25 protein-coding genes are annotated in these 26,806 nt (G+C 57.6%); 5 read left to right on the top strand and 20 right to left on the bottom strand.

What is annotated here, in order from left to right; all coding sequences use genetic code 11:
- The first annotated feature begins 41 nt into the window (after positions 1-41).
- The gene (locus ACAM27_RS17095) at positions 42-1,235 is read left to right on the top strand and encodes a potassium channel family protein (protein ID WP_141067836.1); all 1,194 of its coding nucleotides are present in this window, start codon (positions 42-44) and stop codon (positions 1,233-1,235) included.
- Here ACAM27_RS17095 and ACAM27_RS17100 read toward each other — a convergent pair.
- The 5 genes from ACAM27_RS17100 to typA form a co-directional block, all read right to left on the bottom strand.
- Positions 1,212-2,072: a CYTH domain-containing protein gene (locus ACAM27_RS17100; protein ID WP_369612357.1), complete on the bottom strand. Its 861-nt coding sequence runs from the start codon at positions 2,070-2,072 to the stop codon at positions 1,212-1,214. The two genes, ACAM27_RS17095 and ACAM27_RS17100, sit on opposite strands and share 24 nt — an antisense overlap.
- Positions 2,073-2,167: 95 nt before the next feature.
- Complete coding sequence (locus ACAM27_RS17105; RefSeq protein ID WP_113880428.1) at positions 2,168-3,178, bottom strand: porin; 1,011 nt, start codon at positions 3,176-3,178, stop codon at positions 2,168-2,170.
- Between the two features lie 463 nt (positions 3,179-3,641).
- Positions 3,642-4,112: a D-aminoacyl-tRNA deacylase gene (gene dtd / locus ACAM27_RS17110; protein ID WP_222534779.1), complete on the bottom strand. Its 471-nt coding sequence runs from the start codon at positions 4,110-4,112 to the stop codon at positions 3,642-3,644.
- A gap of 107 nt (positions 4,113-4,219) precedes the next feature.
- Positions 4,220-5,182: a prolyl aminopeptidase gene (gene pip, locus ACAM27_RS17115; RefSeq protein WP_222534778.1), complete on the bottom strand. Its 963-nt coding sequence runs from the start codon at positions 5,180-5,182 to the stop codon at positions 4,220-4,222.
- A gap of 119 nt (positions 5,183-5,301) precedes the next feature.
- Positions 5,302-7,113: a translational GTPase TypA gene (typA, locus tag ACAM27_RS17120; RefSeq protein ID WP_011784289.1), complete on the bottom strand. Its 1,812-nt coding sequence runs from the start codon at positions 7,111-7,113 to the stop codon at positions 5,302-5,304.
- Positions 7,114-7,506: 393 nt separating this feature from the next.
- On the opposite strand from typA, the gene glnA reads away from it, so the two are divergent.
- The 4 genes from glnA to ntrC all read left to right on the top strand — a co-directional run bounded on the left by glnA (position 7,507) and on the right by ntrC (position 12,406).
- Positions 7,507-8,910 carry a glutamate--ammonia ligase gene (gene glnA / locus ACAM27_RS17125; protein ID WP_011784288.1) on the top strand — a complete coding sequence of 468 codons (1,404 nt, stop codon included), beginning with the start codon at positions 7,507-7,509 and terminating at the stop codon, positions 8,908-8,910.
- A gap of 197 nt (positions 8,911-9,107) precedes the next feature.
- A complete protein-coding gene (locus tag ACAM27_RS17130) occupies positions 9,108-9,632 on the top strand; it encodes a DUF4124 domain-containing protein (RefSeq protein WP_031209479.1) in 525 nt (174 codons plus the stop codon).
- A gap of 219 nt (positions 9,633-9,851) precedes the next feature.
- Positions 9,852-10,976, top strand: coding sequence for a nitrogen regulation protein NR(II) (gene glnL, locus ACAM27_RS17135; RefSeq protein ID WP_011784286.1), 1,125 nt, complete (start codon positions 9,852-9,854; stop codon positions 10,974-10,976).
- Positions 10,973-12,406, top strand: coding sequence for a nitrogen regulation protein NR(I) (ntrC, locus tag ACAM27_RS17140; RefSeq protein ID WP_113880430.1), 1,434 nt, complete (start codon positions 10,973-10,975; stop codon positions 12,404-12,406). Before glnL ends, ntrC begins: the two co-directional genes overlap by 4 nt.
- Positions 12,407-12,421: 15 nt before the next feature.
- Here the strand turns inward: ntrC and ACAM27_RS17145 are convergent, their stop codons facing one another.
- The 15 genes from ACAM27_RS17145 to ACAM27_RS17215 all read right to left on the bottom strand — a co-directional run bounded on the left by ACAM27_RS17145 (position 12,422) and on the right by ACAM27_RS17215 (position 26,806).
- Positions 12,422-15,241, bottom strand: a complete 2,820-nt coding sequence (locus ACAM27_RS17145; RefSeq protein WP_369612358.1) for a DUF6701 domain-containing protein — start codon at positions 15,239-15,241, stop codon at positions 12,422-12,424.
- 41 nt (positions 15,242-15,282) lie between these two features.
- Positions 15,283-15,531 carry a hypothetical protein gene (locus ACAM27_RS17150; RefSeq protein WP_369612359.1) on the bottom strand — a complete coding sequence of 83 codons (249 nt, stop codon included), beginning with the start codon at positions 15,529-15,531 and terminating at the stop codon, positions 15,283-15,285.
- 423 nt (positions 15,532-15,954) lie between these two features.
- Positions 15,955-16,365 carry a hypothetical protein gene (locus ACAM27_RS17155; protein ID WP_113880433.1) on the bottom strand — a complete coding sequence of 137 codons (411 nt, stop codon included), beginning with the start codon at positions 16,363-16,365 and terminating at the stop codon, positions 15,955-15,957.
- Positions 16,355-17,125 (bottom strand): type II secretion system protein J, encoded by a 771-nt coding sequence (locus ACAM27_RS17160; RefSeq protein WP_369612360.1) that lies wholly within the window; start codon positions 17,123-17,125, stop codon positions 16,355-16,357. Before ACAM27_RS17160 ends, ACAM27_RS17155 begins: the two co-directional genes overlap by 11 nt.
- Positions 17,125-17,613: a prepilin-type N-terminal cleavage/methylation domain-containing protein gene (locus tag ACAM27_RS17165; protein WP_369612361.1), complete on the bottom strand. Its 489-nt coding sequence runs from the start codon at positions 17,611-17,613 to the stop codon at positions 17,125-17,127. The genes ACAM27_RS17160 and ACAM27_RS17165 overlap by 1 nt, the downstream gene beginning before the upstream one ends.
- Positions 17,613-18,059: a Tfp pilus assembly protein FimT/FimU gene (locus ACAM27_RS17170; protein ID WP_369612889.1), complete on the bottom strand. Its 447-nt coding sequence runs from the start codon at positions 18,057-18,059 to the stop codon at positions 17,613-17,615. The genes ACAM27_RS17165 and ACAM27_RS17170 overlap by 1 nt, the downstream gene beginning before the upstream one ends.
- Before the next feature lie 63 nt (positions 18,060-18,122).
- Complete coding sequence (locus ACAM27_RS17175; RefSeq protein ID WP_114434830.1) at positions 18,123-18,587, bottom strand: prepilin-type N-terminal cleavage/methylation domain-containing protein; 465 nt, start codon at positions 18,585-18,587, stop codon at positions 18,123-18,125.
- A gap of 55 nt (positions 18,588-18,642) precedes the next feature.
- Positions 18,643-19,161 carry a prepilin-type N-terminal cleavage/methylation domain-containing protein gene (locus tag ACAM27_RS17180; protein WP_369612362.1) on the bottom strand — a complete coding sequence of 173 codons (519 nt, stop codon included), beginning with the start codon at positions 19,159-19,161 and terminating at the stop codon, positions 18,643-18,645.
- Between the two features lie 36 nt (positions 19,162-19,197).
- Positions 19,198-19,779 carry a hypothetical protein gene (locus ACAM27_RS17185; RefSeq protein ID WP_369612363.1) on the bottom strand — a complete coding sequence of 194 codons (582 nt, stop codon included), beginning with the start codon at positions 19,777-19,779 and terminating at the stop codon, positions 19,198-19,200.
- Positions 19,780-21,009: a type II secretion system F family protein gene (locus ACAM27_RS17190; protein ID WP_369612364.1), complete on the bottom strand. Its 1,230-nt coding sequence runs from the start codon at positions 21,007-21,009 to the stop codon at positions 19,780-19,782. It abuts the gene before it with no gap.
- Positions 21,009-22,778, bottom strand: coding sequence for a GspE/PulE family protein (locus ACAM27_RS17195; protein ID WP_113880440.1), 1,770 nt, complete (start codon positions 22,776-22,778; stop codon positions 21,009-21,011). The genes ACAM27_RS17190 and ACAM27_RS17195 overlap by 1 nt, the downstream gene beginning before the upstream one ends.
- Positions 22,775-23,926: a tetratricopeptide repeat protein gene (locus ACAM27_RS17200; protein WP_369612365.1), complete on the bottom strand. Its 1,152-nt coding sequence runs from the start codon at positions 23,924-23,926 to the stop codon at positions 22,775-22,777. The genes ACAM27_RS17195 and ACAM27_RS17200 overlap by 4 nt, the downstream gene beginning before the upstream one ends.
- Positions 23,923-24,762 (bottom strand): ExeA family protein, encoded by an 840-nt coding sequence (locus ACAM27_RS17205; RefSeq protein WP_369612366.1) that lies wholly within the window; start codon positions 24,760-24,762, stop codon positions 23,923-23,925. The genes ACAM27_RS17200 and ACAM27_RS17205 overlap by 4 nt, the downstream gene beginning before the upstream one ends.
- On the bottom strand, positions 24,762-26,480 hold the full coding sequence (gene mshL / locus ACAM27_RS17210) for a pilus (MSHA type) biogenesis protein MshL (RefSeq protein ID WP_369612367.1): 1,719 nt from the start codon (positions 26,478-26,480) through the stop codon (positions 24,762-24,764). The genes ACAM27_RS17205 and mshL overlap by 1 nt, the downstream gene beginning before the upstream one ends.
- Complete coding sequence (locus ACAM27_RS17215) at positions 26,477-26,806, bottom strand: hypothetical protein (protein WP_369612368.1); 330 nt, start codon at positions 26,804-26,806, stop codon at positions 26,477-26,479. Before ACAM27_RS17215 ends, mshL begins: the two co-directional genes overlap by 4 nt.

The following is a 26,806-nucleotide window of genomic DNA, read 5'->3' on the forward strand; positions in this document are numbered from 1 at the left end:
TATAACGAACTCGCCAAGGACTGAACAGGCACCCGCTCTCCATGATGCGAAATAAACGCCCTCTGAATCCGGAACATACCCAATCCCACCTCCCTATGGGCGGACTTATAAGAAGTCGGATCAACCGGCTCTTTGCCATCCTCGGGGGACTGGTATCGGCGCAGATTCTTATCCTGTGGGCAGCAGAGCCACTCTCGTTCTTTGAAGCCGTATGGCTCACCATGACGACGCTGGTTACCGTGGGCTATGGAGACTACTCCCCGGTCACGCCCGTCGGCCGGATCAGCACCATTGTACTGATGTTCGTCTCCGCCATTACCCTGTTAACCCTGATCGTAAGTGATTACATCGAATACCGTTTCTACCGCAGAGAACGCATACTGACCGGACGCTGGATTTACAAAATGAAAGACCACATTGTCATCATCAACACCCCTCGAAGCGGCGGCGAACAGTACTTCATGCGATTCGCCTCGCAGATTCGCTCGGTTCCTGAGTACCACACGGTGCCGATAATGCTGCTTACGCGGCAATTTCCGGGAGGTCTGCCTGCAGAACTGTCCGACTGCGGCGTCGTTCACTTTCACGGCGCAGGAAATGACCCGGAAGCCCTGAAATCCGTGCACGCTGGCAGCGCCAAGCACATCATCGTGTTGGCAGCCGACGAATCAGACCCGATGTCAGACAGCCTGACCTTCGATATCGCCCATCGACTGGCCGAATCCAATCTGGGCGGCAGAACCACGGTTGAATGTGTCGGCGACCACAACCGTGCAAGATTCAAAGCACTGGGCGTTCGCACCACCATTCGCCCCGTGCGCACCTATCCTGAAATCATGGTTCGCTCCGTGGTCGCCCCAGGTTCCGAAAAGGTTCTGGAAGACATGTTCAACTACGAGCGAGATCATCCGCATCGTTATGATCTCAAGCTCGACGACCTTACCTGGGCGGATATTGTCAGTGCTCTGATCCGCCACGGTATTGGAACCGCTCTGGCCTACATCGATCACGACAATGAAGTCATCTGCCACCCGGATACCAACGCCGAGGTTGAGGGCAAGGGGCTGATTGTTCTGGTGCGTTCCAGCGAGACGCCGGAGGTTTCCGTGGTAGAGGAAGCGCTGGACCGGTACCGGGAGTTTCTCAAGCAGTGGCGCACCATGCATGAGCAAAACCAGAAAGCCGCCACCGAGAGCTCTGAAGAGCCCCCGTCAGCCGGCGGCAGCGAGCGCTAGTTGCAACTGACCGAACTCAGGAAATTGCTCAACCAGGGTCGGCACCGTAATTCCGGCTTGCAGCGCCTTGGCTACCGGCCTCCAAACGCGCAATAGTCCGGCCGCTTCCACCTGCGGCTCAATCTTCGCAAGCGCGCTTGCGGGCAGACATATCGTGTCACCGGTTAACCAGGCCTGACTCAGATAATGCAGAAAAGATACCGAGCTGAACCCGGAAGCAGGCAGCACCAGAGACGGGCAGTAGATTCCGGCAAGGTAGTAACCTTGCTCGGCTTTGCTTACCAGGTTAAGAAAAACCGGAACCGTTTGCGCAAGAGCACGGGCGTTTTCAAGCAGCGCTGCGGGCTCTCCCGCTTTCAACTCAAATTCCACCTCATGAAGAGGCCTTGCCTGCGTTCCACCTACCACTTCGCCTGAGTCCAGAGCGACCTCAATTACAGACTCCGCTTGTTCCAGCATGATAATGCGCCGCTGGAAGTTGGTTTCGAATGCCAACGCCAACTCGTCAAGGTCGACCTGAGACCTCAACGGAGTCTGCTCCAAAAGCCCAAGATCCAGATCCGGCCCCGGCAGATCCCACTCCCACTCCTGGCGGCGATGGGCTCCGTTTACGAACTCGCCCTGGGTTTTCAAGGTCTGGATATAGCGATCACCAGCCTGACGGACTCGCAAAGCAGCACGGGCCTGGTTTAACCCGGCATTCGGGGTGTCGTAGTAGCGATTGACCAGTATTTTGACCGGACCTTCGCTTGCACCCGGTCGACCTTTGAGCCACTCGAAGGCCCGGGACTGCGCGGATTCTGAAAGGGTCAGCTTTACTTCAAGTTCCGTGGCCACTGAAACGCTCCTGATGATTTCTCTTCCTGTAAAAACAGAAAAGCCGGTGACAGAGTCACCGGCTTTCGATACTACTTGACTAGCTTATTAGCTGATCAGAAGTAGTAAACAGCGCCAACGGCTGCGATGGCACGCTCGTCACCAGCAGGAGAACCGTTCTCAGAAACAAAGAACTCGTCGATTGAGTCTTCATCGTTGGACTGCAGGTAACCTTCAACGTAAACATACATGTGGTCAGATACGTTATGCAGCGCCTGCAGTGTGATGATGCTGTAGTCATCTTCTGCGTCTGTGTCGTCAGAAACCATCTCATAAGAGAGTGCGAACTGGTTAGCGCCCAGAGTGTAAACACCCATAACACCAAATACATCGTTCACGTCTTTACGAGTCTGGTATTCTGCAGAAACGGACAGGTTATCCAGGTTGTAACCGGCGCGCAGACCGTAGGTGTTCTCGTTGTTGCCGTCGCCATTGTCGTTGGAGTCAATGGCAAAGGCCAGCTCGAGAGCATCAACTTCATACATTGCAGCCAGCTGGTACGGATAGGACTTCTCAGCACCCTGAGACTCACCGTCACCATTGATCTGAATAGCCGCACCCAGAGTCAGACCACCGAAGGACGGAGACACGTACTGAACCAGGTCGCCTTCACCAGTGGTGTAGGAACCGCCAGCACTAGCACCGATCTCATAAAAGTTTGCAATTTGATCAATCGCAGACTCGTACAGGGAGTCGTCAGAGCCGACCCATACCTGGCCAAAGCTGTCACCCTTAACACCGATGTAAGCTTCGTCGATGTTCGCGCCATCGGAGTCTTTTTCATCAGCGCCAAAGCCGTCGAGCTCCAGCTTGAAGAAACCGGTAACGCCCGGGGCGATCTCGTGGTCGTGCTTAACGCCCAGAGTGGTTCCGTTGTCAAAGTGGCTCAGCTCAGAGTCGCCACCGTCAATGTTTTCGTGAGCGATAGCGTACTGAATGTTACCGTAAACGCTCGGCATGGAATCCATCTTGGCAGCCAGCTCAGCAGCAGACAGATTAGACTGTGCCATGGCAGCGCCAGAGAAGGTTGCAGCTGCAATAGCAGAAGCAAGAATCGTTTTTTTCATGTTGCGTCTTCCTTTTTGAGTTAACTCAGGTTTTCGACGGGTCTAAATCCCGATTTTTATTGGCCGGCACAACGCTTGGCTCTGCCTGCCGGGTATCTGACTGGCCCCTGTCATTCCTGCGGGAACAGCTTTTCTTCTTTTTATAAGACAAGCACGCTTGCCTTAGATCTCAACCACTTACACAGCTTTATTAAAGCTCTGCGTGATGAACCTGTTTTAATACAATGTGCCATTTTTTGCAAATTTTTAATGGCTATTTTTTAGCCCCATTTGCATTCGTAACCTTTGTCGTTAGATCAGCCTGGACTAACAACCTCTCCCATTTCCACAACAAATTCAGGGCCAGATAACCAAAAAAATCTGAAAAACAAGCGGTTATCTTACGCTCAACGCTTCCTCAGCCGAGGGCCACAAAACAATACCTCAAATCACGCACTTTCGTGAGGCACTGCTGGCAACTGCGTCACATTTTTGTGCACGACCCTCTCTGGCCAGATTCCAACATAAAGGTAACCGGACCATCGTTGATCAGTGCCACTTTCATATCAGCACCAAACTCCCCCGTACCCACACGTCCAGCACCCAGCAGCCCACTCGCTTCAGCCACAAAGTCACCATAAAGCCGATTCGCCAGCTCCGGTGCAGCCGCCAGGGAAAAACCCGGGCGCGTGCCAGATGACGTGTCAGCAGCAAGCGTAAACTGGGGGACAACAAGCAATGAGCCACCGGCAGCCTGAACATTCACGTTCATCCGGCCCTGCTCATCGGGGAAAACCCGGTAGGAGAGGATTTTTCGGCACAGTTCCTTTGCCTCATTCAGTGTATCGTTCCTTTCTACGCCAAGGAGCAAGAGCAGCCCGGGACCAATACGGGCAATCGTTTCACCATCTACGGCTACACTGGCTTCCGAAACGCGCTGGATCAGTCCTTTCATTCAGTCCCTTGAGCGGTAACACCGAAGGTTAAATTTCTGAAACGCGAAAAGTGTATAGAGCCCGCAAGACCACCGCAACCCTGTCAGATCAATAAAAAGTCGCATTCTCAGCCAACTGAGGGAAGACTTCTGGCAACCACACTCTCAACGCCTCGCATCAGGGCATCTACAATCGCTGGCTCGGATGCCGAGTGGCCGGCATCACGAATGATCTGAAGCTCCGCCTCCGGCCAGGCCTTGCTCAGAGCCAGGGCATTATCCAGCGGGCAAACCATGTCATAGCGGCCGTGCACAATCACGCCCGGAATGTCCTTTAGCCGCGAGGCATCACGCACGATCTGGTCGGGCTCAAGGAACGAATTATTCATGAAATAGTGGCATTCAATCCGGGCCAGCGCTATGGCCACATGAGGATGCCCAAAATGCTCCACCACCTTGGGATTGGGATGCAGAGTGGCGCACCGCCCTTCCCAGACGGACCAGGCTTTCGCGGCCTGAATCTGTTCCAGCTCATTAGCGCTGGTCAGGCGCCGGTAGTAGGCCGCCACCATATCGTCGCGCTCCACCTCCGGAATCTGGGCAAGGTAACCCTGCCAGTAATCCGGGAATACCCGGCTGGCGCCGTCCTGATAAAACCAGTGAATATCCCGGGGCCGACACAGAAAGATACCCCGCAACACCAACCCCAGAACCCGGTCAGGGTGGGTCTCGGCATAAACCAGACTTAGCGTCGATCCCCAGCTTCCCCCGAACAGCAACCAGCGATCGATGCCGAGAAAATGCCGAACCGCCTCAAGATCCTCAACCAGTTTGTCTGTGCTGTTACCCTCCAGCTCGGCCAACGGGGTCGATCTTCCGGCACCTCTCTGATCCAGCAAAATAATCCGGAAACGCTCAGCATCGAAAAAGCGCCGGTGGTAATCCTCACAACCGCCACCCGGCCCGCCATGAACGACAATCACCGGAATTCCGTCCGGATTGCCGGATTCCTCGAGGTACAGCTCATGGGGATGATCCACCGCCAGTCGGTGGCGGGCGTAAGGCTCGATTTCAGGATAGAGGGTCAGCATGAAAAACTCCGTTTCGGGGATAACGGCAGTCTAGCTGAGACAGGCGAGAAAAATACAGGGGCCAGAAAAACAGGCGGAAGCGTTTACCGCCTCACAACGATTTCCCGGCCCCTGAGGGATTACTTCTTGTTAGCGCGCTTACGCTCGTTTTCGGTCAGGAGCTTCTTGCGCAGACGAATCGACTTGGGCGTCACCTCAACCAGTTCATCATCGTCGATAAACTCCAGCGCCTGCTCCAGAGTGAACTTGATGGGCGGCACCAGGCCGATCACTTCGTCCTTTCCAGAGGCACGCATGTTGTCCAGCTTCTTGCCCTTGGTGGGGTTAACCACCAGGTCGTTGTCACGGCTATGAATACCGCAGAGCTGGCCTTCATAGATTTCCTGGCCAGGGTCCAGGAACAGCTTGCCCCGGCTCTGCAGAGTTTCGAGGGAGTAGGTCAGCGCAGTACCGGTGGCCATGGAAACGATGACACCGTTCTGACGGCTGGTTACGTCACCCATCTTCACCGGGCCGTAGTGGCTGAAGGTAGAGGTCAGGATGCCGGTACCGGAAGTCATGGTCAGGAAGGTGTTACGGAAACCGATCAGGCCACGGGCCGGAATGGTGTATTCCAGGCGGATACGGCCCTTGCCGTCCGGGATCATGTTAGTCATGTCACCTTTGCGCAGCCCCATCTGCTCCATAATCGGGCCCTGGTGCTGCTCTTCGATGTCGATGATCACGTTTTCGTACGGCTCTTGCTTCTGGCCGTCGACTTCCTTGATGACCACCACCGGCCGGCCCACGGCCAGCTCGAAGTTTTCGCGGCGCATGTTCTCGATCAGAACTGACAGGTGCAGCTCACCACGACCGGATACCTTGAACTTGTCCGCCGAGTCGCCTTCTTCAACCCGCAGCGCTACGTTGTGCAGCAACTCTTTTTCCAGGCGCTCCTTGATGTTCCGACTGGTCACATATTTGCCTTCTTTACCGGCAAACGGTGAATCATTTACCTGGAAGGTCATGGATACAGTGGGCTCGTCAACGGTCAGCGCCGGAAGGGCTTCTACGTTGGAGGGATCACACAGGGTGTCAGAAATGAACAGCTGGTCCAGGCCACTCACGCACACAATGTCGCCAGCCTGGGCTTCTTCAACTTCCACACGCTGCAGGCCGGAATGGCCCATGATTTTCAGGATACGACCGTTACGCTTCTTGCCGTCGGCACCGATAGCCACCACCGGGGTGTTGGTCTTCACTTTACCGCGCATAATGCGACCGATACCGATGACACCCAGGAAACTGTTGTAGTCCAACTGGGAGATCTGCATCTGGAACGGGCCATCCAGATCAACCGAAGGCGCTGGCACATGATCAACAATGGCCTGGAACACAGCGTCCATGTTGTCGTCCAGATTCTCATGATCCATGCCGGCGATGCCGTTCAGCGCACTGGCATAGACTATCGGGAAGTCGAGCTGTTCATCGGTGGCACCAAGGTTGTCGAACAGGTCAAACACCTGATCCACCACCCAATCCGGGCGGGCACCCGGACGGTCAATTTTGTTCACGACCACAATCGGGTTCAGGCCCGCTGCGAAAGCTTTCTGAGTCACGAAACGGGTTTGCGGCATGGGGCCGTCGATGGAATCCACCACCAGCAGCACACTGTCCACCATACTCATTACACGCTCTACTTCACCACCAAAGTCAGCGTGGCCCGGGGTGTCTACGATATTGATGTCGTAGTCTTTCCATTTTAGAGCAGTGTTTTTTGCCAGAATGGTAATGCCACGTTCTTTTTCCTGGTCGTTGGAGTCCATTACACGCTCGTTCTCGAGCTCTTTCCGGTCCAGCGTGCCAGACTGGCGCAGCAGCTGGTCAACCAGGGTGGTCTTGCCATGGTCAACGTGGGCAATAATGGCAACGTTTCTAAGCTTATCAATCACAACGGGTATCCTGAAGAAATTAGCGGCGCGCAGTATATCGAAAAGTCCATGGCGATAATATGAAGATTAGTGCCTAATATGTAACCAATCGGGGCTTGCACCATAATTATGCGTTATCAGAGAACTTGCACCACCATGGTGCGCTGCAGTGGTGCAATAAGCATGGTCTTCGGCCAGGAAGCTGCGCCACATTAGCCCGAAAGCCTTGTCGCTGCGCTTTTCTGGCGCAGCCGACAAAAACTGGCAAGCCGATTGCTTATGCCAAAGCAGCCGCATAGTGAAGGTAAGGACCACAAGCTTCTGGTAAGCTTCCCTGACCTGAAAAAAGATCGGGCCTCAGAACACTGAACGATCCGGCACAACGAACATGTAAAACCTTACGGAGCATGCACAATGTCCAAGACGATTGATTTGATCAAAGAACACGAAGTCAAGTGGATTGACCTGCGTTTCACCGACAGCCGTGGTAAAGAGCAGCACGTGACCCTGCCCGCCACCGAGGCGGACGAAGACTTTTTCGCTGACGGCAAGATGTTCGACGGCTCCTCCATTGCCGGCTGGAAAGGCATCAACGAATCCGACATGATCCTGATGCCGGACGACGAAACCGCCGTTCTGGACCCGTTTACCGAAGAAACCACCGTCAACATCACCTGCAACATTGTAGAGCCTTCTACCATGCAGGGTTATGAGCGCGACCCCCGCTCTGTTGCCCGTCGCGCCGAAGAATACCTGAAGTCCACCGGCATCGCTGATGGCGCTCTGTTCGGCCCGGAGCCTGAGTTCTTCGTGTTCGATTCCGTCAAATGGAACGTGGACATGCAAGGCGCTTCTTACCACATCCATTCTGAAGAAGCCGCGTGGGTTTCCGGTGAAGACTTTGACCGCAACAACATTGGCCACCGCCCGGGCGTAAAAGGCGGCTACTTCCCGGTTCCGCCGGTCGACAGCCTGCACGACCTGCGTGGTGCCATGTGTGCCGCCATGGAATCCATGGGCCTGGAAATTGAAGTTCACCACCACGAAGTGGGCACCGCTGGCCAGTGTGAAATCGGTGTTGGCGCCAACACCCTGACCCGCAAGGCAGACGAAGTTCAGATCCTGAAGTACTGCGTGCACAACGTAGCTCACGCCTACGGCAAGACCGCCACCTTCATGCCCAAGCCGGTTGTGGGTGACAACGGCTCCGGTATGCACGTTCATATGTCCCTGAGCAAAGACGGCAAGAACCTGTTTGCCGGCGACAGCTACGCGGGCCTGAGCGAAGCAGCCCTGTACTACATCGGCGGTGTGATCAAGCATGCCAAGGCCATCAACGCCTTCACCAACCCGGCCACCAACAGCTACAAGCGCCTGGTTCCGGGCTATGAAGCACCGGTTATGCTGGCCTACTCTGCCCGTAACCGTTCTGCCTCCATCCGTATTCCGTACGTGAACAGCCCGAAAGCTCGTCGCATTGAAGTGCGCTTCCCGGATCCGGCCGCTAACCCGTACCTGGCCTTTGCTGCCCTGATGATGGCCGGCCTGGACGGTATCCAGAACAAGATCCACCCTGGCGATGCTATGGACAAAGATCTGTATGACCTGCCGAAGGAAGAAGCCCTGAACATTCCGAAGGTTGCCGAGACTCTGTCCGAGGCTCTGGACTGCCTGCAAGCAGACCACGAGTTCCTGACCCGTGGCGGCGTGTTCACCGAAGACATGATCAAAGGCTACATCGACCTGAAGCGTGGTGAAGTCGAGCGTCTGAACATGACCACTCACCCGGTCGAGTTCGATCTGTACTACTCCTGCTAAAGCCCTGCACCAATTCGGTGCAGACTATGCAGACCAGAAGCCCCGCCCCGTGCGGGGCTTTTTTTGTGGCCTCAATCCCAGTTCTTAACCAAGACCCACGCCCTTAACGATATGTAACCAAGGAAGCAGGCCACAACATTGAAATGACCTTGCCCGCAATCGATAATCAAAGCAGTTCATTACCACAGGTTATCGCCATGAAAGCACCGTTCGTACTCGCCGCTGGCCTGCTGATGCTGGCTTCGACCACAGCACACAGCGAGGTCTACCGACACGTTGACGCCTATGGCAACGTCACCTTTTCCGACGAACCCATGGAAGGCGGTGAAGAGGTCCAGGTGAAGCCCGTGACCACCATCACCCTGCCCAAGCCGGAAGCGGTTCAGGAACCCGAACAACTCCGCGAGCGGGTGGAACGTGAGGGCGCAGCCTACCAGGCTGTCTCATTCCAGTATCCGGCCAATGAACAGGCCTTTCACAGCGGCAACGGCAACGTCACCTTCGAGGTTCAAAGCACACCACCGCTGAAGCGGGGCCATAAATTTGAGGTGACCCTGGATGGACAACCGGTCGGGCAAAGCAGCTCAGGCTCGGTAGCCGTCAGCAATATCGACCGGGGCACTCACAATGCGGGCGTTCATATTGTCGATGAAAACGGAGTACGCGTGAAATCCGGCAATTCAATTACCTTCACGATTCACCGCCCATCCGTTCTCAACTAAATCTTATTCGCACCAACATGGTGCAATTGCACCATGTTGTGACCATACTTTGGGCAGCCAAGGGGCAAAATCCGGGCTGCCTGTCGCCAGACCGTTCACTACTGCACCAAGCTACAGCACCGCGTACCGGCTACCGCGCCCGTTCTGCCCGATCCTTGCCCATTGCCTACCCAATGCCAAAAAACTGGTTCGCTTTTTGCAGCCGCAGGGGTACATCCTATGAGTCGAGAACGGAAGCAACGCATGCCATTCCATCCAGTCACCATATCCGGAAGCAGTTACAAGAGTATTCTGGACAGTCTGACAACCGCAGTACTGGTACTTGGCGATGATCTGGCTATCCGTTACCTCAACCCCGCCGCCGAAAGCCTGTTTGAAACCAGTATGACCCGAAGCCATGGCCTCCCCTTACAGGAGGTTCTGGTGGATTCCGAGGATGCCCTGACCACTCTGCATGCCGCGGTGGAGAACGGCCAGTCCTACACCCGCCGGGAAGCTGAATTTGCTTTGATCAGCGGTGCCAGACTGACGGTGGATTATTCAGTGACTCCCATCAGCCTGGACCCGACCGAACTGCTGATCGAGATCCAGCCCCGAGACCGACTGATGCGTATCAGCCGGGAAGAAGACATCATCTCGCAACAGGAGACCACGCGAATCCTGGTGCGGGGCATGGCCCACGAGATCAAGAACCCGCTGGGCGGCATCCGTGGCGCGGCGCAACTGCTGGACCGCGAGCTTTCAGACGACGACCAGCGTGAATATACCCGTGTGATTATCGACGAGGCGGACCGTCTGCGCAGCCTGGTGGATCGCATGCTCGGCCCGAACAAAGCCCTGAAGATTGCGCCCACCAATATCCACGAAATTCTGGAGCGGGTCCGCACGCTGATTGAGGCCGAAAGCAAAGGCCGAGTGCGCCTGAGACGCGACTACGACCCGAGCATCCCGGAATTCCCCGGCGACAAAGAGCAACTGATCCAGGCCTTCCTGAACATCGCCCGCAACGCCATGGAGGCGGCATTCGAAAACGAAGCCGCAAGCGGGCGCTCCGCAACGCCCACGATTACCTTTCGCAGCCGGGCCTTGCGACAGTTCACCATCGGCCACCGTCGTCACCGACTGGTGTGCCGGGTCGACATTATAGATAACGGCCCAGGCATCCCGCCCGAGCTGTTGCAGAACATCTTCTACCCCATGATCAGTGGTCGGGCCTCGGGCACCGGACTCGGCCTTTCCATTACCCAAAGCATTATCGGCCAGCATCGGGGGCTGGTGGAGTGCGAGAGTGAGCCCGGAAGAACCGATTTCATCATCTTCCTGCCTCTGGAGGACAGCAAATGAGCCAACCGGCAAACGTCTGGATTATCGACGATGACAGAAGTATTCGATGGGTGCTGGAACGTGCCCTGAGCCAGGCTGGCATGCAACCGCGTGTATTCGACAGCGGCGACAGCATCATGATGCGGCTGGAACACGAGCAACCGGACGCCATCATCAGCGATATCCGGATGCCTGGCGTGGATGGAATCACCCTGCTCTCCCAGATCGTAGAACTGCATCAGGATGTGCCGGTTATCATCATGACCGCGCACTCGGATCTTGAAAGCGCGGTGACCAGCTACCAGACCGGCGCCTTCGAATATCTCCCCAAGCCCTTTGATGTGGATGACGCCGTCGCACTGGTAAAGCGGGCTGTAGCCCACAGCCATGAGAAACGCGCCGCCAGCGAACCACAGGCCGATGCTACACCACGCAATACCGAAATTATCGGTGAAGCCCCGGCCATGCAGGAGGTTTTCCGGGCCATTGGCCGGCTGTCTCACTCCAACATCACCGTATTGATTAATGGGGAAAGCGGCACCGGTAAAGAGCTGGTAGCCCAGGCCCTGCACAATCACAGCCCCAGAGCACGAAACCCGTTCATCGCCCTGAACATGGCGGCAATTCCGAAAGACCTGATTGAATCCGAATTATTCGGCCACGAAAAAGGCGCCTTCACTGGCGCCGGCGCTGCCCGCCAGGGCCGCTTTGAACAGGCCAACGGAGGCACCCTGTTTCTCGATGAAATCGGCGACATGCCCGCCGACACTCAGACTCGACTGCTGCGGGTGCTGGCCGATGGCGAGTTTTACCGGGTAGGCGGCACCACCCCCATCAAAGTGGATGTGCGCATCATCGCCGCAACCCATCAAGACCTGGAAAAACTGGTACAGGCCGGCAACTTCCGGGAAGATCTGTTCCACCGCCTGAATGTCATTCGCGTGCACCTGCCCAAGCTGGCCGAACGCCGCGAAGACATTCCACGCCTGATGCAGCACTTCCTCAAGCGAGCAGCCAAAGAGCTGGCAGTAGAACCCAAGATCCTGCGCCCGGACGCAGAGGAATACCTCACCACCCTGCCCTGGCCCGGCAACGTCCGTCAGTTGGAAAACACCTGCCGCTGGCTGACCGTCATGGCCAGTGGCCGGGAGATCCACATTGATGACCTGCCCCCGGAACTGCTGCATCAAGCGGAAAACGAGCATGCTGCCACCGGTCTGACCTGGCAGGAAGGCCTGAGGAACTGGGCAGAACAGGAACTGAAGCGCGGCAAGAAAGGCATACTGGATACCGCGGTGCCCGAGTTTGAGAAGATCATGATTGAAACGGCGCTGAAGCACACCGGCGGCCGCCGCCGGGATGCCTCCATTCTGCTGGGTTGGGGGCGAAATACGCTGACCCGGAAAATCAATGAGTTGGGAATGGATCAGCCGGAGGGGGAGGAGGATTAAGACTCTTCCTTCACCTCACTCGGTCACCTCCCGCCAGTATATGATACGGTCGTGGCCGCGGTAGACGCCGAAGGTGGCCACCCCTGACGGGTCGCCCAGTGAACCGTCACCGTCATAGTCTCCCTGTAGCCAGACCGGCACCGGAAAACTGACCCTGACGCCCCCCCGGTTTGGCTCGCCTGGCGCCGCCAGAACAACCTCACTGCCCGTGGCCGAGCCTCCCATATCCATCGTCCCCGAGACCGGCACAACCGAGGTACTGCCCCCGGAGAGGCCTGACTGATCCAGAGTGACACTACCCGTGTTGTAGCCCCAACAACTGTCCGCCAGATTCCGGGTGAAGCCGGCTGCCGTGTAATGATCAATCTGGAGCGGCATTGCCAGATTAACGGTTTCCGGGCCGTATACATTCTCCAGTTGCAGCCTGCCGTATCGCAATTCGAAGTTCATAACGGGTGCCAAATTCGTTGGCAACAGCGGGGCTGTCACGCTGTCTGCATCCTGCAGCTGTGTCAGTTCAATGGCATAGTCCGGTGTAAACGGCGCCACCCGCGTCTGTACCGTCTTGTCATAGGTAATCTCATCCGATGAAGAGAACCGATATTGCAACTGGCCTCGCCCGATCACGGACAGAGTCGGATTGGCGAGACTCGTGCTGACAGGAAAGGGAGCGCCGTTAGCATCCAGACCGCTGTTATCGGCTGCTGCTGGCGTTCGCACAAGGCTGCCCGGCGACAACCGCTGGAAATCACCCAGAGTGTAATTCCGTGTCACGGTTCCCCCGACATTCAGGGCCTCCACCAACAGCGTGGGTTCGGCGCCGCTGAGCCATTCAAACGGCTTGCCGATATAGGAGAATGCGGTAGAAATGTCGCAATAAGCCTCGATCTCACCCGGCTCCGTAATCGTGACACCAAAACGATCGGGGATGAAACGTCCTACATGGCTGACCGCGTTACCAATGACATCAGCTGTGCCCAGATAACCACCACTGGCCAGCTCAGGAGTAATGCTGATGATGCCCACCTCTGGCCACTGGAACTGACCGCAGGCAGTGCCGCCTGCGGCCGCGGCGCCGTTACAGTCCTGAGCAAAGTCGCCGAAAGAGCCGGAAAGTGCGGGACTGTCTCCACCCGATGGCGCGACGAGAGAGGCCTCCAGCACTACGTCTTCAGCGGGCGTTTCCTGGCCAAAATTTGGCGTCACGTTGCCGCTGGCATTAACAGACGAAACCCGAACCTCGAAGTCATCGCCGGCGGCTACAAACGCATTGGCGTCCTGAACCGAGGTCGCCGCCGGATTACCCGGAATCGTCAGTTGGAAATGATCCGGGCGGGCAACGAATTCACCATCGCCAAGCATTTCCAGGCCTGCATCCTCGCCGGAGCCTTGGTAACGGGCATTGAGACGGATCCTCCCGACATCGGGGTATCGAATACTCACCGTTGCCAGGCCATTGGCATCGAAGAACAATGACCTGGTTCCGGTGATAGAGGAAGGTAACTCGCTGCCATCCTCATCTAATATCACACTCTGACTACCAGAAGACGGGTTGATATAGGAAGACCAAAGTGCAATGTCTTTCGTTTCCTCGTCAAAACCGGGAACACAGCGCTGACTGCTGTCATCCTTGCGTACCGCCGCGATATTGGCCGTGACAACGGTATCCGCAATGTGATCCGGCACCGTAATATCAAATCCCGAATCAAAGAATGTCATCTCACACTGACCGACCGCTAACGTGCCGGAACCGTCATCACAGAGAGTCTGCGAAAACGCCACCGTACCGGGATCCGACGAAGGAATTCCCAAAGTAACGGTGCCGGGCGAGGTAATCGCCAACGAACGAGTAGTCTCACCAGTCATGGTGAAGGTGTCTCCCCCTACCCAGCCAGACGGAGACAAAGTCACTTCCACAGGATCAGGGAAGAAAGCGTTGCAGGCCGGGTCGTCGCAGGCGCGAATTCTCACGGTTTCAGGCTTACAGGTCAGGCCACTGCCACTGTGAATGATCTCGAAGTGATCCACTCGTCGCTGAATTTCGCCCACCTTGTCTGCGCAGATTTCCAGACCATCGAGCTCATGGATATTGGTCGAGCCACCCGTGGAGCCGGTCAGGGAAAAGAACAGGTTCTCCGGAACATCCGCTTGCTGGCCAGTGAGCGTTACCGAGATGATCTCCTGATAGTCGGTGCCCGTGGCAGTGCTGTCTCTCTCAACCAGGAGAACAGGGAGAGCGCCTCGTGAGTCGATGGTTATCCGGTAACGGTGAGGTGCATTCCTGCCGGTCGCATCAATGCCGGGAGACAAGGCATCGGAGCCTGCGATGTACTGGTAATCCAAATCTTCGGCGCCGCGCACTGCCACCGAGTCGGGCGTTCGTCCACGTTTGCCGCCCTGACGACCCTCGCTCCAGTTCGAATAGTTGCCGTACTCGTCAATACCTATGCCAAGCCAACCGCCAGCGAAGCCCCCGGTTCTGTCTGGCTCCTGTGCATAGCCGAGCGAACCGCCATAACCACCCGCCTGCGGTGTGATCGAGGCATCAGAGAAAACGATCGCGACGCCATCGGCGCCATTGCCATCGTAGGCGTAGTAGTCAAATTCGACCTGGATAAGGTTATCTGCACCGGGGAACAAGCGCTGTAAACTGACTGCTGTCGCCTGGTTCCCTACAGCCTCAGTCAGCCTCAGTCTGCCACCAACAATGCCAGGCCTGAAACTCCCCCTGGAGACGGAGGTTGCCCAGTCATCGGTATTGAGAGCCCCCCCAGAGAACTCTTCGCTGAAACAGATTGCCGGCTTAGGGTCTTCAACGGTGTAGGTGATTCGCACTCGTCCGGATGCTCCTGCACCACCATTTGCCGACAAACAGACTAGAAAACTGCAGGCGGCACCACCTCCACCCCCGCCGGGCACACTACCCGGCGCCCCGCTTCCACCGGAACTGCCGTTGCCGCCGGCCCCGCCTCCAGCCACTGCGCTCCCGCCCGTACTGCCCGTGCCATCGTTTCCCGCAGAACCAGAGCCTGCGGAACCACCACCGCCACCACCATCTCCACGGGCGTTGGCACCTCGACCACCACTGAACGCCGCATCACCGACACTCGATACCGCACGTCCACCAGCGCCACCCGACGTATTGTTAGTGCTTACGCCAGCACCACCCTGTGCGAGCAGTGTTGACGGACTGCCAAACCAGGAGCTGTCGCCTGCGGCTGAATTGCTTCCGCCGGAACCAACCCGGTAGGCAAAAGTCTGGCCAACTGAAACCCCGAACGACCGGGAAGCATACGCTCCTCCACCACCGCCACCAGCCTCCACGCCGCCTCCAAAGAGAGGCCTGGAAACCGACCCACCACTACCACCACCACCCCAAACCTCAACCGTGATGGATCGAACGTTGGCCGGAACCGTAAAGGAACCATTACCAGGAGAATCGAACTCCACAACCTGTTGTGCCTGGAGCGATAAGGGGACAAGTGAAAACAGCAACGCCAAAAGCAACAAGCTTTGGGTTTTCATAAACGTCCGTGACATGGTGCGATTCATCGGGTGCGAACCTCCACTATCCGTATGGCCTGATCCGGACCATTGCCACACCGCCCCGTGCTTTTAATTGAAAACACCGTATCGCCTCCGGGGCCTTTGATATCGGCAGCTATCGAGGCGCAGGTGACCGACGCACTGCAGCCGTTCAGGGCCGAAACAGTAAAATTCAATGATGCGTTCACCGCACTGCAGCTGCCGCCCTCCAGCACATCCCTGACGGCCACCTGGGCGCCACTCTCCGCCGCGAAGAACGCTCGCTGGGACTGTATCTGCAGGCTTACCGCCTGCCCGCTACTCTCCTGTAGCTGCGCCATGCCCACTACCAGCAGGGCCAGTACCGTAATAATAAACAGCGCTACCGGGAGACCTGCACCGGTCTCCCGGCCGGGATAAGAATCAGGGTACATTGCGGATCTGCACCTCCTGGCTAACCGTGGTGGTCTCATCACCCTGAGGATCCTTCAAAGAAAAGGTGAACTGCACGACTGCCGCACGCCGAAAACTGGGTGGCGTGTATTGGAACTGGGCCGTACCGGCAAGATTGGCCGATAGAATCTGAGGCGTCACCGACGGGGGAGTTGGCTGTGTGGTCGATGGGGCATAGCCGCTGTAGCGGTATAGAAACTGACCGCTCTGGCACAAGCTGACAGGCTGCGCCACCACGAAGAGCCGCCGCTGCGGTGACCGTTCCCCGAAACGATGATTGGCGCTAAGGTTAATCTGAGCTGGAGACACTGAATTGTCGATGCTGGCGATGGTTGGCGATACGGGTCCCGGACTGGCACTGCTATAGAGTGAATCCGCAGAGGTGCCATAACCATAGACCACCGCCCGGGTATATCCACTGGGGGGCGTATTGGCAAACGGTGCTACGGCGATCGCGTTGCCGCCATCGGGAAGATCGGTGTAGGCCGTGCCTGCCTCAATTGGCAGCCATTCCAGACAATTGCCCGCAACGCGAATGGATAACGGGAAGGCTTCCCGAAGTTCCCGGCTTATCTGTTCACTGATCACCACGCCCTGAAAAGCGCGCTGCTGTCGGGCGCTAACGTCAATCGCACCACGGGTGGAGAGGGCGACGAACTGCACAGAAATGGTCGCCACGATGGCCAAAAGTACGATGACAATGACCAGCTCAACCAACGTGAATCCTGCTGCCCGGCGCATCAGTAATTCGCTCGGTAGGCGGTGAAGCGGTAGTCATTGGCGGACGGATCGGTGATGGTGATATCGATCCGCTTGGCCTCATCGGGGGGCAGCCCTACTTCGGTGCCCGCACAGGTTACAGTAATGGAAACCTGAAAGCCGGAGTATTGGCTGCCAAGGGAGCCGCCCTGCGCATTGGCAGGCAATGCGTTGTTGATCGCGTTGTAGTCATCCACATCGTTGTAATCCTCACGCTGTGACTCTTCCGTGTCGATCGTGCAGCCAACTTCCTTTGGAACGCCCCCCGGCAAAGTCTTGTCATCATACTTCCGAGACAGCACCTCATCCATGTAGAACTGTGCCAAGGCAATTGCCCGGGTCTGGTTGAGCGGATCGGCACTGCGCCCGGCAATCAGGGAGAATGCCCCGACGACACCGGCAATGGCAACACTGATAATCACGATGGCCATGACCAGCTCCACCAGGGTGGCTCCACGTTGGACATGCATCAGCACGGCCCCCGGTAAATCGCCCCAAGTGGGCTCAGGCAAACCCGAAAAGTGGATTCGCCGGAAAAGGTAAACTGAACGGTATTACCCGAGGTTTCCGGACGGCCAAAATAATCAAAGGTAATGGGAAAGGTGGCTCCGGTAACCGACAGGGATGTCCCGCCGCTGTCAATCCGGAAAGGCTCCCGTGAGCCCACGGTGAACAGATATTCGCTGGAGGTCGATGTCACGGTCAGCGTGTTCTGGGTGGTGTTACCCGCCAGCGCTGCCTGCTGGGCAAGCAGCGTGGCGGATTCCAGTTGCTGGGTGGCCAGCAAAGGGGAGAAGGCCGAGCTCCTGGCGAACAGGCCAACACCCAGGGCGGAGAGGACCCCGATCAGGATGATGACCATGACCAGCTCTACGAGGGTGAAACCTGATTCGCTTTGAGCAATCTTAATGGCTATTCCCCTCCAACTTCCTTAAATAAGCTGGGAAGCAACTGTCTGTAACAAGTTCCGTTCCTTCTGTTAGCTACACGTGTCATCACCACCAATAGTTGGTGAGGCTCCGCTGGCAGCTTCTGCGTAGGTTACGGTGCAATCACTGGCGATAGTTGCTGTAAAGGTAGTGCCGGAGTTACTAACGTCCACTCCGTCGACCTGTGCCATTCCACCGATTCCGATGTTGCCGGTGGTGGCCGGGTGAGCAGCCGGATATCCATTAACCATATCCACTGTTGCACCCTCAATAGTAACTGTTGATGCACCGCTGTTAGAGCAAGAACTCGATGCGAGGCAAGCAGCATGCGCAATCGAACTTGCAGATCTAATGGCCCCCGATATGCCGTCCCGAGAGGCGGCTCTGGCATCACCGCCAAAATCAGCAAACCGCGGCAAAGCAAACGCCGCCAGAATGCCCAGAATCACAATTACCATAACCAGTTCAATCAGGGTGAAACCCTTCTGATTTCTTGCAGGGATCATATTCATCATTGCCGTTACCTCTTACGTTTGTCGTGAAGTTCTAATCGAAACTATCGCGTCGTTCTTAATTTATATTGGTGACCACAGAGCCATCAGCAGTGTCGTAGGTAATGGTGCTGCCCTGACCATCCAGCTGATATTCGTATTCGCAAGCCGTGCCAACCACAGCCGCCCAATAATCGGCGTCGGCATTGGCGGCAGTAGCGGTTGAGATTGTCGGGGCGTTAGCCTGCAGCAATCCCTGCCATACCTGCACACAACGATTCTCGTTCGGGGCACCGGTAATACCGTTGGTCGAGGTTGCCCAACCTTCATCGTTGACCGCCACGTCGTCATCGCCGAAACCATCAACGGCGGGCACAGCAGCGGTCTGGCCATTCGACACCCACTGGGCTTTGACCAGCGCAACCCCCGCACTCAACGCCCCAGCAGTACCCTTGATACTCGACTGGTGCGCCTGCTCAGAAAGCTGCGCAAACCGCGGCAGCGCAAACGCTGCCAGGATGGCCAGGATGGCGATTACCACCACCAGCTCGATCAGGGTGAAACCTTTTTGCTTCTGTTTGCTGTTGTACTGCGTCATTCGTCAGCCTCTTGCCGGTTCTATCGTGTTGGCCATTCAGCGCCAGGCGTCCTGCCGGTTCACTGTGGTTTGCTGGAACGGTACCGGCCTCAGTGTCAGGCCGGTCAACCGTTCGTCTTGCTCCCGCCGGTTATTCCTGTTGCGGTCAGCAAATTCGGTTGTCACTCGCCAGGCGATCGGCTGTTCGGGTTTCACGCGCTTGCCTTCTATGGTTATCGGCTGCTTCGGTTTATAAATTAACCAACCCCTGGCCGTTTCGCCTGTTTCTTTTTGTTGCTGGTTTGCAAAACACCAGCTGCCGGAGTCCGGCTCGTTCTCACCACAATCGCCCTTGTAGCTGGCCCATTGGTGATCAAGCCAGTTGAAGGGGTTACGCCCTTCCAGGCTGGCCAGGTTCTGATCCCGGCTCAACATGGCTTCCGCACCTTTAATCACCAGCGCAGAGCGAAGCTGCGTCAGCACCATGGCCACGCTCTGCTGTTCCACCTGCTGCAGCTCTCTTTCCAGCCTGCCCAGCAGCACCCACCAGAGCACAAATAACACCACCAGGGCCGTCAGCATCCGCATCCGCCTGGCATTGGCCAGGCCATCAGCCGAAGACCAGCGTGGCGCCTGCACCTAGCCCCGCCCCATGGCGGCCGCCCCCAGGTCCCAGATCGGCAGGAAGACCCCCAGCGCCAGTATCAGTACCAGAATCCCCATGGCCACAATCAGGATCGGCTCGATGGATTCCGCCAGCCGTTTCAGGCCATAGTCCACATCTTCGTCGTAGAAATCCGCCACATTATTAAGCATGTCATCCACCGAACCGGTTTCTTCCCCTACAGCGATCATCTGCAGGATCAGGGGCGTGAACATTTCGCTGTGCCGCGCGGTTCTCAGCAGGCTTTCACCGCGTTCAATACCAAGCCGCATGTCTTTGATATGGCTGCCGATCCAGGCGTTGTCGGTGGCGTCGGCCACTACCGTCAGCGCATGGGTCACCGGCATCCCGGCCTTGAGCATGGTGGCAAAGTTACGGGCAAAACGGCTGAGGGTAATCAGCTCCAACAGTGGGCCGATGATGGGCAGCTTTAGCTTGTAGCGATCCCACATCAGCCGGCCCCGATCGGTCTGCTTCCACTGGCGGATCAGCACAGCACCGGCAGCCCCCGCAAACAACATCACCGGCCAGTACCCGAGCAGGAAATTCGACGTGCCTACGAGCACCTGGGTCAGGAATGGCAAGTCTGCGCCCAGCTTGGCAAACACCGAGGCAAAGCGCGGAATGACAAGGAAGTTCACCACCATCAACGCCGCCAGCAGTGCAATGACCACGAATGTCGGGTAGCGAAGTGCCTGTTTTACCCGCCGTTTGGTGTCCCGTTCCAGCTCCAGAATCTCCGACAGGCGCTTGAACGAATCATCCAGCATCCCGGTGTTCTCCCCCACGTGAATCATTGCGATGAACAGTTCGGAGAACACTTTCGGGTGTGCCTGCATGGCCGTGGCCATGGTGGTGCCGCCTTCCAGCCGGTTGGTAATGTCTTCCAGCACCTCCGCCAGCACCGGCGAGCGCGTGGTTTCTGCCAGCCCGCGCATGGTGCGAATCAGCGGGATGCCGGCCTTGGTCAACGCGTGCATCTGGCGGCAGAACACAATCAGCTCATCCAGCGTGACGGCTTTCCGGAACAGCGGCAGCTGGTTCAGTTTGTCCAGTGCCGACGAGGTATCTTCCTGTTCGCGAATGGTCAGCGGCGTAATACCACGGCGCATCAGTTCGCTGGCTGCCGCGTCCGGATTGGCGGCGGTCAGAGAACCTTGCTGAACAACGCCCCGGTTGTCCTTGCCCCGGTAACTGAACTGCATCAGCTATCCACTCCTATGGCGGTATCGCCGCCCAGGTCATCGGCATCCACCGACATGTCGGCTTCCGATGTGGCCGCTACTCGTGCCACTTCCTGCAAAGAGGTAACGCCCTGTAGGGCATAGTCCATGGCGCACTGCCCCAAAGGCCGATAGATGGGGCTTCGGCGGGCGGCCCGGGTAAAGTCAGAGACATCCTTGCGGCGCAGCGCATCCAGCATGTCCTCGTCCATTTCCAGCATTTCGTAGACGCCCAGCCGGCCCTTATAGCCGGTGTTGCTGCACTGATAGCAGCCCTTGCCGTGGATAAAGCCGGCTTCAATATCGAGCGGATCCAGGTCAAAGGACTGCAGCCAGATCAGCTCCTGTTCGGTGGGCTGGTAGGGCTCTTTGCAGTTGTCGCATACCCGCCGAACCAGACGCTGAGCCACCACGCCCAACAGTGAACTCGCCACCAGGAAGGGCTCCGCCCCCATATCAATCAGACGCATGGCGCTGCTGATTGAATCGTTGGTGTGCAGGGTGGACAGCACCAGGTGACCGGTCATGGCAGCACGCAAGCCAATCTCGACGGTTTCGTGGTCGCGCATTTCACCCACCAGAATGATATCCGGGTCCTGGCGCAGGGAGGCGCGCAACACGTTGGCAAATTCCAGTCCGATTTTTGGATTCACCTGAACCTGGGTAATCCGTGGCAACCGGTATTCCACCGGGTCTTCAGCGGTAATGATCTTGACCTCGGGTTTGTTCAGCTCGGTTAACGCGCCATACAGGGTCGTGGTTTTACCGCTGCCGGTGGGGCCGGTTACCAGAATCATGCCGTGGGGCTTTTTGATCAGCTTACGGAAACGTTCCAGCAAGTGCGGTGGCATGCCGGTACCCTGAAGATCCAGCATACCCTGGCTCTGGTCCAGCAAACGCATCACCACCGATTCACCATATTGCACAGGCATGGTGGATACCCGCACATCGATACTGCGGCCTTTTACCCGCACGTTGAAACGGCCATCCTGCGGCAACCGCTTCTCGGAAATATTCAGGCCCGCCATCAGTTTCAGGCGCAGGACCAGCGCCGCGTTCACGCGCTTTTCCTTCATCACCTGTTCCTGAAGCACCCCGTCCACCCGCTGGCGGATACGCACCACCGACTCATCCGGCTCGATATGAATATCCGAACTCCGGGCCTGCACGGCGTCCTCAAACAGAGTCTGCAATAGTTTGACCACCGGAGCATCAGCGCTTTCGGATTCGGCAGACAGGTCCGCCAGGTCGAAGGCATCATCGCCCAGCTCGTCTTCCAGCTCCTCGGCCAGCGAGGCAATCTCGTCGGTACGGCGGTAGACCAGGTCCAACGTGTTGAGCAGTTCGCTTTCCCGAACAACCGCCTGCTTGATGGGCTGCTTGAGCACCCGCACCAGTTCATCGTAGGCAAAAATATCGAGCGGGTCGGCCATGCCCACCAGCAACTCGCCCCCCTGTTCCGCCAGCACAATCGCCCGGAACCGGCGCGCGAGGGCCTCAGGCAACTTCTTTACCAGTTCGTTGTTGAACTGGTAGTGGCGCAGTTGTACGAACGGCACCTCCAACTGGCGGGAGAGGATATTAAGCAGGTTATCCTCATCCACATAGCCCAGATCAATCAGGGTCCGGCCCAGTTTCCGGCCGGTGTTCTTCTGCTCACGCAGCGCCGTCATCAGCTGCTGTTCGGTGATGACGTCGTTCTGGACCAGCAGGTCACCTATGCGAATTTTTTTCTTCGGTTCTGTGGTCATGATCCTGCCTGCAATGCATTCAAGCGTTCTCGGGCGTAGTCCGCCAGCGCCGGAGACAATCCCGGCAAGGCTGCAGCCTGGGCATAAGCCTGCGCAGCGCTGCGGCCGCGCCCTCCGGTTTCCAGGGCAATGGCCAGGCCGAGCCACCAGGCTGGGCGACTGTCGTCGTAGGCAATGAGTTCCGCCCAGTGGCCGGCAGAGGCCTCCGTCTGCCCGACCTGTTGCAGCAAGGTAGCCAGCGTGATGCGGTACTCTGGCTGATCAGCCACAGCCGGCACCCGGGCCGACAACGTGGCCACTGCCTGCTCAAGCTGCCCCTGCGCCAGTAAAGCTCTAGCCCGGAGCAAGCGCAGGCCGGCGTAATCGTCAGTCACCTCAGCCGGGAGCCAGCCAAGGGCCCGCTCCGCTTCTCCCTGCACCAGCAGGTCACGGGCAACCACTTCCCGGCTGTTCGGTGCCGGTTGGCTTTCAGTCAGCGAGGCCAGCAACTGCTCGGCCTCAACAATGCGACCTGAAGACAACAGCCTGGCCAGCTCACGGCTGGTGCGCAGGTCGATCGCTTCCGGAGTTTCCCGGGGCTGTTTCACGGATGTCTGGGCCGGCGTTGCCGCAGGTTCAGGCTCAGCAATGGTGACAGCCGGCTCAGGCTTCGCTGCGCTGGCTTTTTCTGCTACGGCCACCTCGGGCTTGGCTGGCTCCTGCTGGTCAGTCGGTTCTGCCAGGTGCCGGACCTGCTCCTCAACCGTTTCGGTAATGGCCGACTCTGGAGCTACAGCAGGCTCAGCCGTCACCACCGGTTCAAGGACAGGTGTGACTACTGTTTCAGGCGCTGTAGCCGCGGAAGAACTCGCCGCCTCAGTATTCGGCCGGAACTTCGCCACAGTCTGAGTTTCGAGAGGAGCTTCAGGGGCGGGTGCTGGCGCCACATCGGCTTCAGTAAGCGCCGGGGCAGCCGTCTCGTCTTTCGAAATAAGCCACCATGCTGCGCCAACGCCGAGCACCAGGAAGCTCACAAGAACGAACAGCAAAGCGGTTTTTCCACCGAATCCCGTACCCGTTGTTGTGCTGTGACCGGTATAGACCGCCGACACCTGTGGCTGTTGCTGGCGCTGTTCGGCCGCTCTCAGGGCATCGTTCAGCAGGCTCATAACCACCTCCCGAACAGGCCGAGGGAACGGGCACTTTCGGTATCCCTGACGGCCAGTAGTGCGTGTCTTCGGTTGACCAGCCGATCCCCCTGGCCCCAGGCTGCCAGCATGGCCTTGTGGGCCAGCACGTTCACCAGCCTTGGAATACCTCCCGACGCCCGCCAGATCACTCTAAGAGCAGCTGGCGCGAACAGGTCGGAGCCGTTATACCCCGCCTGTGACAGCCGGTGCCGAAGGTATTGCCCCACCGAATCCCGGTTTAGGGGCTGCAAGCGAGTCTGGAAAGTAATGCGCTGGCGTAGCTGGCGCAGGCTGTCCTTGCTCAGGGTCGTGTCGAGCTCCGGCTGACCGAACAGCACGATCTGAAGCAACCGGGTGCTTTCGGTTTCCAGGTTGGTCAGCAGGCGCAGGGCTTCGATGGTTTCTTCCGGCATGGCCTGGGCTTCGTCAATCACCAGCACCACTGGCTTCTGGACCATGGCCAGGGCAATCAGTTTCTCGTTCAGGGCCTTGAGGATCTGATGCACGTTGGCGCACACCGCCACGTCCACACCCAGCTCCTCCGCCACGGCCTCGTAGAGCGTATCCGGCGGAAGGTTCGGGTTGGGCACGTAGGCGGTGCAGGCTTCTTTATCGAGTTCATTCAGCAACAGGCGGCACAGCAGGGTCTTACCGGTACCGACTTCCCCGGTCACCTTGATAAAGCCTTCCCGCTGCCGCAGCGCCACCAGCAAAAGCTCCAGGGCATCGGAATGACTGGGCGCCCGCAGGAAGTAGCGGGTGTTGGGCGTCAATGCAAACGGTGCTTCCTGCAGTCCGAAGTGGCTCTGATACATCAGCGCGGCGCAGTCTCGGGTTGTGGCTTGACGGATTCAGACGAATTCAACAGCTCCCGCAATACATTCATGCGCTCACGGGAGGCACTGACATCGGCCTGCATCTGACCGGCATTGGCGACGACCGGACGCAACAGGATAACCAGCTCACTCTTGCGGGATTCGAAATTGCGCTGTTTGAACAGCTCTCCCAGTAAAGGGATCTCGCTGAAGAAAGGCACCGCTGAATTGTTGTCCTCGCTGCTGTTCTGGATCAGACCGCCAATCACCACAATCTGGCCACTTTCGGCCCGGATGACACTGTCGGTTTCGCGAACAGTGCTTCGGGCCAGTGGCAGGGTGACATCCCGCTCCCCGATGGTGATCACCTTTTCCTGATCCGCCACTTCACTCACGGACGGATGCACATGCAGGGTGATGGCGCCGTCCTCGGCGATCTGAGGAGTCACATCCAGAGAGATGCCGGAAAAGAACGGCGTCAGCTCGACGGAGGTTGATGTGCTGTCGGTAGCGGTAACAGCGGAATTGTTATCATCAAAATCAATGTCAGTGACGAAGAACTCATCGGTACCGACTTTGATCACGGCCTTTTGATTGTTAACCGTGGAAATTCTCGGGCTCGACAGGATCTGCACATTGCCCTGCTGGCCAAGCAGTTCAATCAACCCGGTGAAATCCCCGGCACTGACCGTTGCCGAGAAAAGCCCGCCGATGTCCGGAGTCCGAATTTGCTGACCACCAAGTGACTGGCTGGTGAAGTAGTCGGCCCGCCCCGCAGAGCTCTGTACATCATTCCAGTCGATACCCTGCTGGTACCCCTCGTTCAGCCCCACTTCCAGAATTTTGGCTTCCAGCACAACCTGGCGCTGCATAATCAGCTCGGTCTTGCGCAAATAGCTCTCCACCAGCCTAAGATCGTCGGCACCAGCCCGGACCATAACCAGCCCTGCTCCCGGATTCGCCACAACCTGCCCTTTATCACCGCCCACGATCATGTTCAGGGCGTCGCGGATATCACTCCAGAAATCCGATTCGGTCTGAGTCGATATCGTGGTACCGACCAGATTGCGGGTTTCATTGTCTTCATTGTTATCGTTGCTGCCAGCCCCCTCTCTATTGCTTCGGGAACTGCTGACCTGCCCGGAACTAACACGGGTTTCCGAGCCGCCACGGCGCTTGAAGTGCAGATAATCGATGGGGAACAGGCGGGTCTGAACCTGATCGGCCGCCACCCGATAAAGCCGACCAGTACGGGTAATATCCAGGCCATACAGGTCTGCCGCTATGTCCATGACTTCCGGAACGGTCACATCGCTCAGTCGAAGACTGACCGTCGTGGCCACATCCGGGCGAACCACCACGTTATAACGGGTGCCGGCAACCAGTGCCTCAAAAAAACTACTGGCCGGAACATCCGAGGCGTTCACATCGAAGCGCTCATCCTGTTGCGGGCTGCTACTCAGAGGCGGCAACAACTGGCTGCTGATATCGGCAGCCGATGGCGCAGGCACCGCACTCACGTTACTGGCTATCCGCTGACTCTGTTCAGCCTGTTCCAGGGTTCGATCGATTTCGTCAGCCACATCCGAAGAGGTCGCCGCCGAGGTGCGCATTAACGGATTGTTACTACAGGCCGCCATGAATAGGGAGAGCGCAACTACGAGCGCCGTCTGGGCCTTCGGTCTGAATGCATTCATTGGTGTCCGCTTGTCTTTCATTGGGTTCTCCGCACCTGCGGAAGGGTTTCCGGGTAGAGCACCCGATGTTGTCCGTTATCCAGGATTTCAACACGGTCTCGATAGATCCGGCGCACGCGAATACCGTCGTGGCTCTCACCCTCTTTCAGGGCAACGCCTTCAATCACCGCCACTCGTCGGTCGGAGCCATGGACAATCGAGCCAAGCTCCAGGGGTCGCGGCGGCATTGCAGCCACAGCCCGGCTCTGAATACCCGGGGGCCTGGTGGGGTCTTGCAACGCCTGCGCTGGCAACGCCACGCCGGCGGCCATCACGATCACGGCAGTACCAATAAGTTGCCAGCTCAC

It is taken from the genome of Marinobacter sp. RI1 (assembly GCF_041155085.1).
In the GTDB taxonomy this organism is placed as follows: Bacteria; Pseudomonadota; Gammaproteobacteria; order Pseudomonadales; family Oleiphilaceae; genus Marinobacter; species Marinobacter nauticus.

Bases quoted from the DNA above. Each gene is read 5' to 3' on its own strand.
- ntrC (WP_113880430.1), top strand. From the start codon at position 10,973: ATGAGCCAACCGGCAAACGTCTGGATTATCGACGATGACAGAAGTATT.
- ACAM27_RS17105 (WP_113880428.1), bottom strand. From the start codon at position 3,178: ATGAAAAAAACGATTCTTGCTTCTGCTATTGCAGCTGCAACCTTCTCT.
- ACAM27_RS17155 (WP_113880433.1), bottom strand. From the start codon at position 16,365: ATGTACCCTGATTCTTATCCCGGCCGGGAGACCGGTGCAGGTCTCCCG.
- ACAM27_RS17160 (WP_369612360.1), bottom strand. From the start codon at position 17,125: ATGCGCCGGGCAGCAGGATTCACGTTGGTTGAGCTGGTCATTGTCATC.
- ACAM27_RS17175 (WP_114434830.1), bottom strand. From the start codon at position 18,587: ATGATGAATATGATCCCTGCAAGAAATCAGAAGGGTTTCACCCTGATT.
- ACAM27_RS17165 (WP_369612361.1), bottom strand. From the start codon at position 17,613: ATGCATGTCCAACGTGGAGCCACCCTGGTGGAGCTGGTCATGGCCATC.
- mshL (WP_369612367.1), bottom strand. From the start codon at position 26,480: ATGAAAGACAAGCGGACACCAATGAATGCATTCAGACCGAAGGCCCAG.
- dtd (WP_222534779.1), bottom strand. From the start codon at position 4,112: ATGAAAGGACTGATCCAGCGCGTTTCGGAAGCCAGTGTAGCCGTAGAT.
- ACAM27_RS17130 (WP_031209479.1), top strand. From the start codon at position 9,108: ATGAAAGCACCGTTCGTACTCGCCGCTGGCCTGCTGATGCTGGCTTCG.
- ACAM27_RS17200 (WP_369612365.1), bottom strand. From the start codon at position 23,926: ATGAGCCTGCTGAACGATGCCCTGAGAGCGGCCGAACAGCGCCAGCAA.
- pip (WP_222534778.1), bottom strand. From the start codon at position 5,182: ATGCTGACCCTCTATCCTGAAATCGAGCCTTACGCCCGCCACCGACTG.
- ACAM27_RS17190 (WP_369612364.1), bottom strand. From the start codon at position 21,009: ATGCAGTTCAGTTACCGGGGCAAGGACAACCGGGGCGTTGTTCAGCAA.
- ACAM27_RS17205 (WP_369612366.1), bottom strand. From the start codon at position 24,762: ATGTATCAGAGCCACTTCGGACTGCAGGAAGCACCGTTTGCATTGACG.
- glnA (WP_011784288.1), top strand. From the start codon at position 7,507: ATGTCCAAGACGATTGATTTGATCAAAGAACACGAAGTCAAGTGGATT.
- ACAM27_RS17180 (WP_369612362.1), bottom strand. From the start codon at position 19,161: ATGACGCAGTACAACAGCAAACAGAAGCAAAAAGGTTTCACCCTGATC.
- ACAM27_RS17195 (WP_113880440.1), bottom strand. From the start codon at position 22,778: ATGACCACAGAACCGAAGAAAAAAATTCGCATAGGTGACCTGCTGGTC.
- ACAM27_RS17095 (WP_141067836.1), top strand. From the start codon at position 42: ATGATGCGAAATAAACGCCCTCTGAATCCGGAACATACCCAATCCCAC.
- glnL (WP_011784286.1), top strand. From the start codon at position 9,852: ATGAGTCGAGAACGGAAGCAACGCATGCCATTCCATCCAGTCACCATA.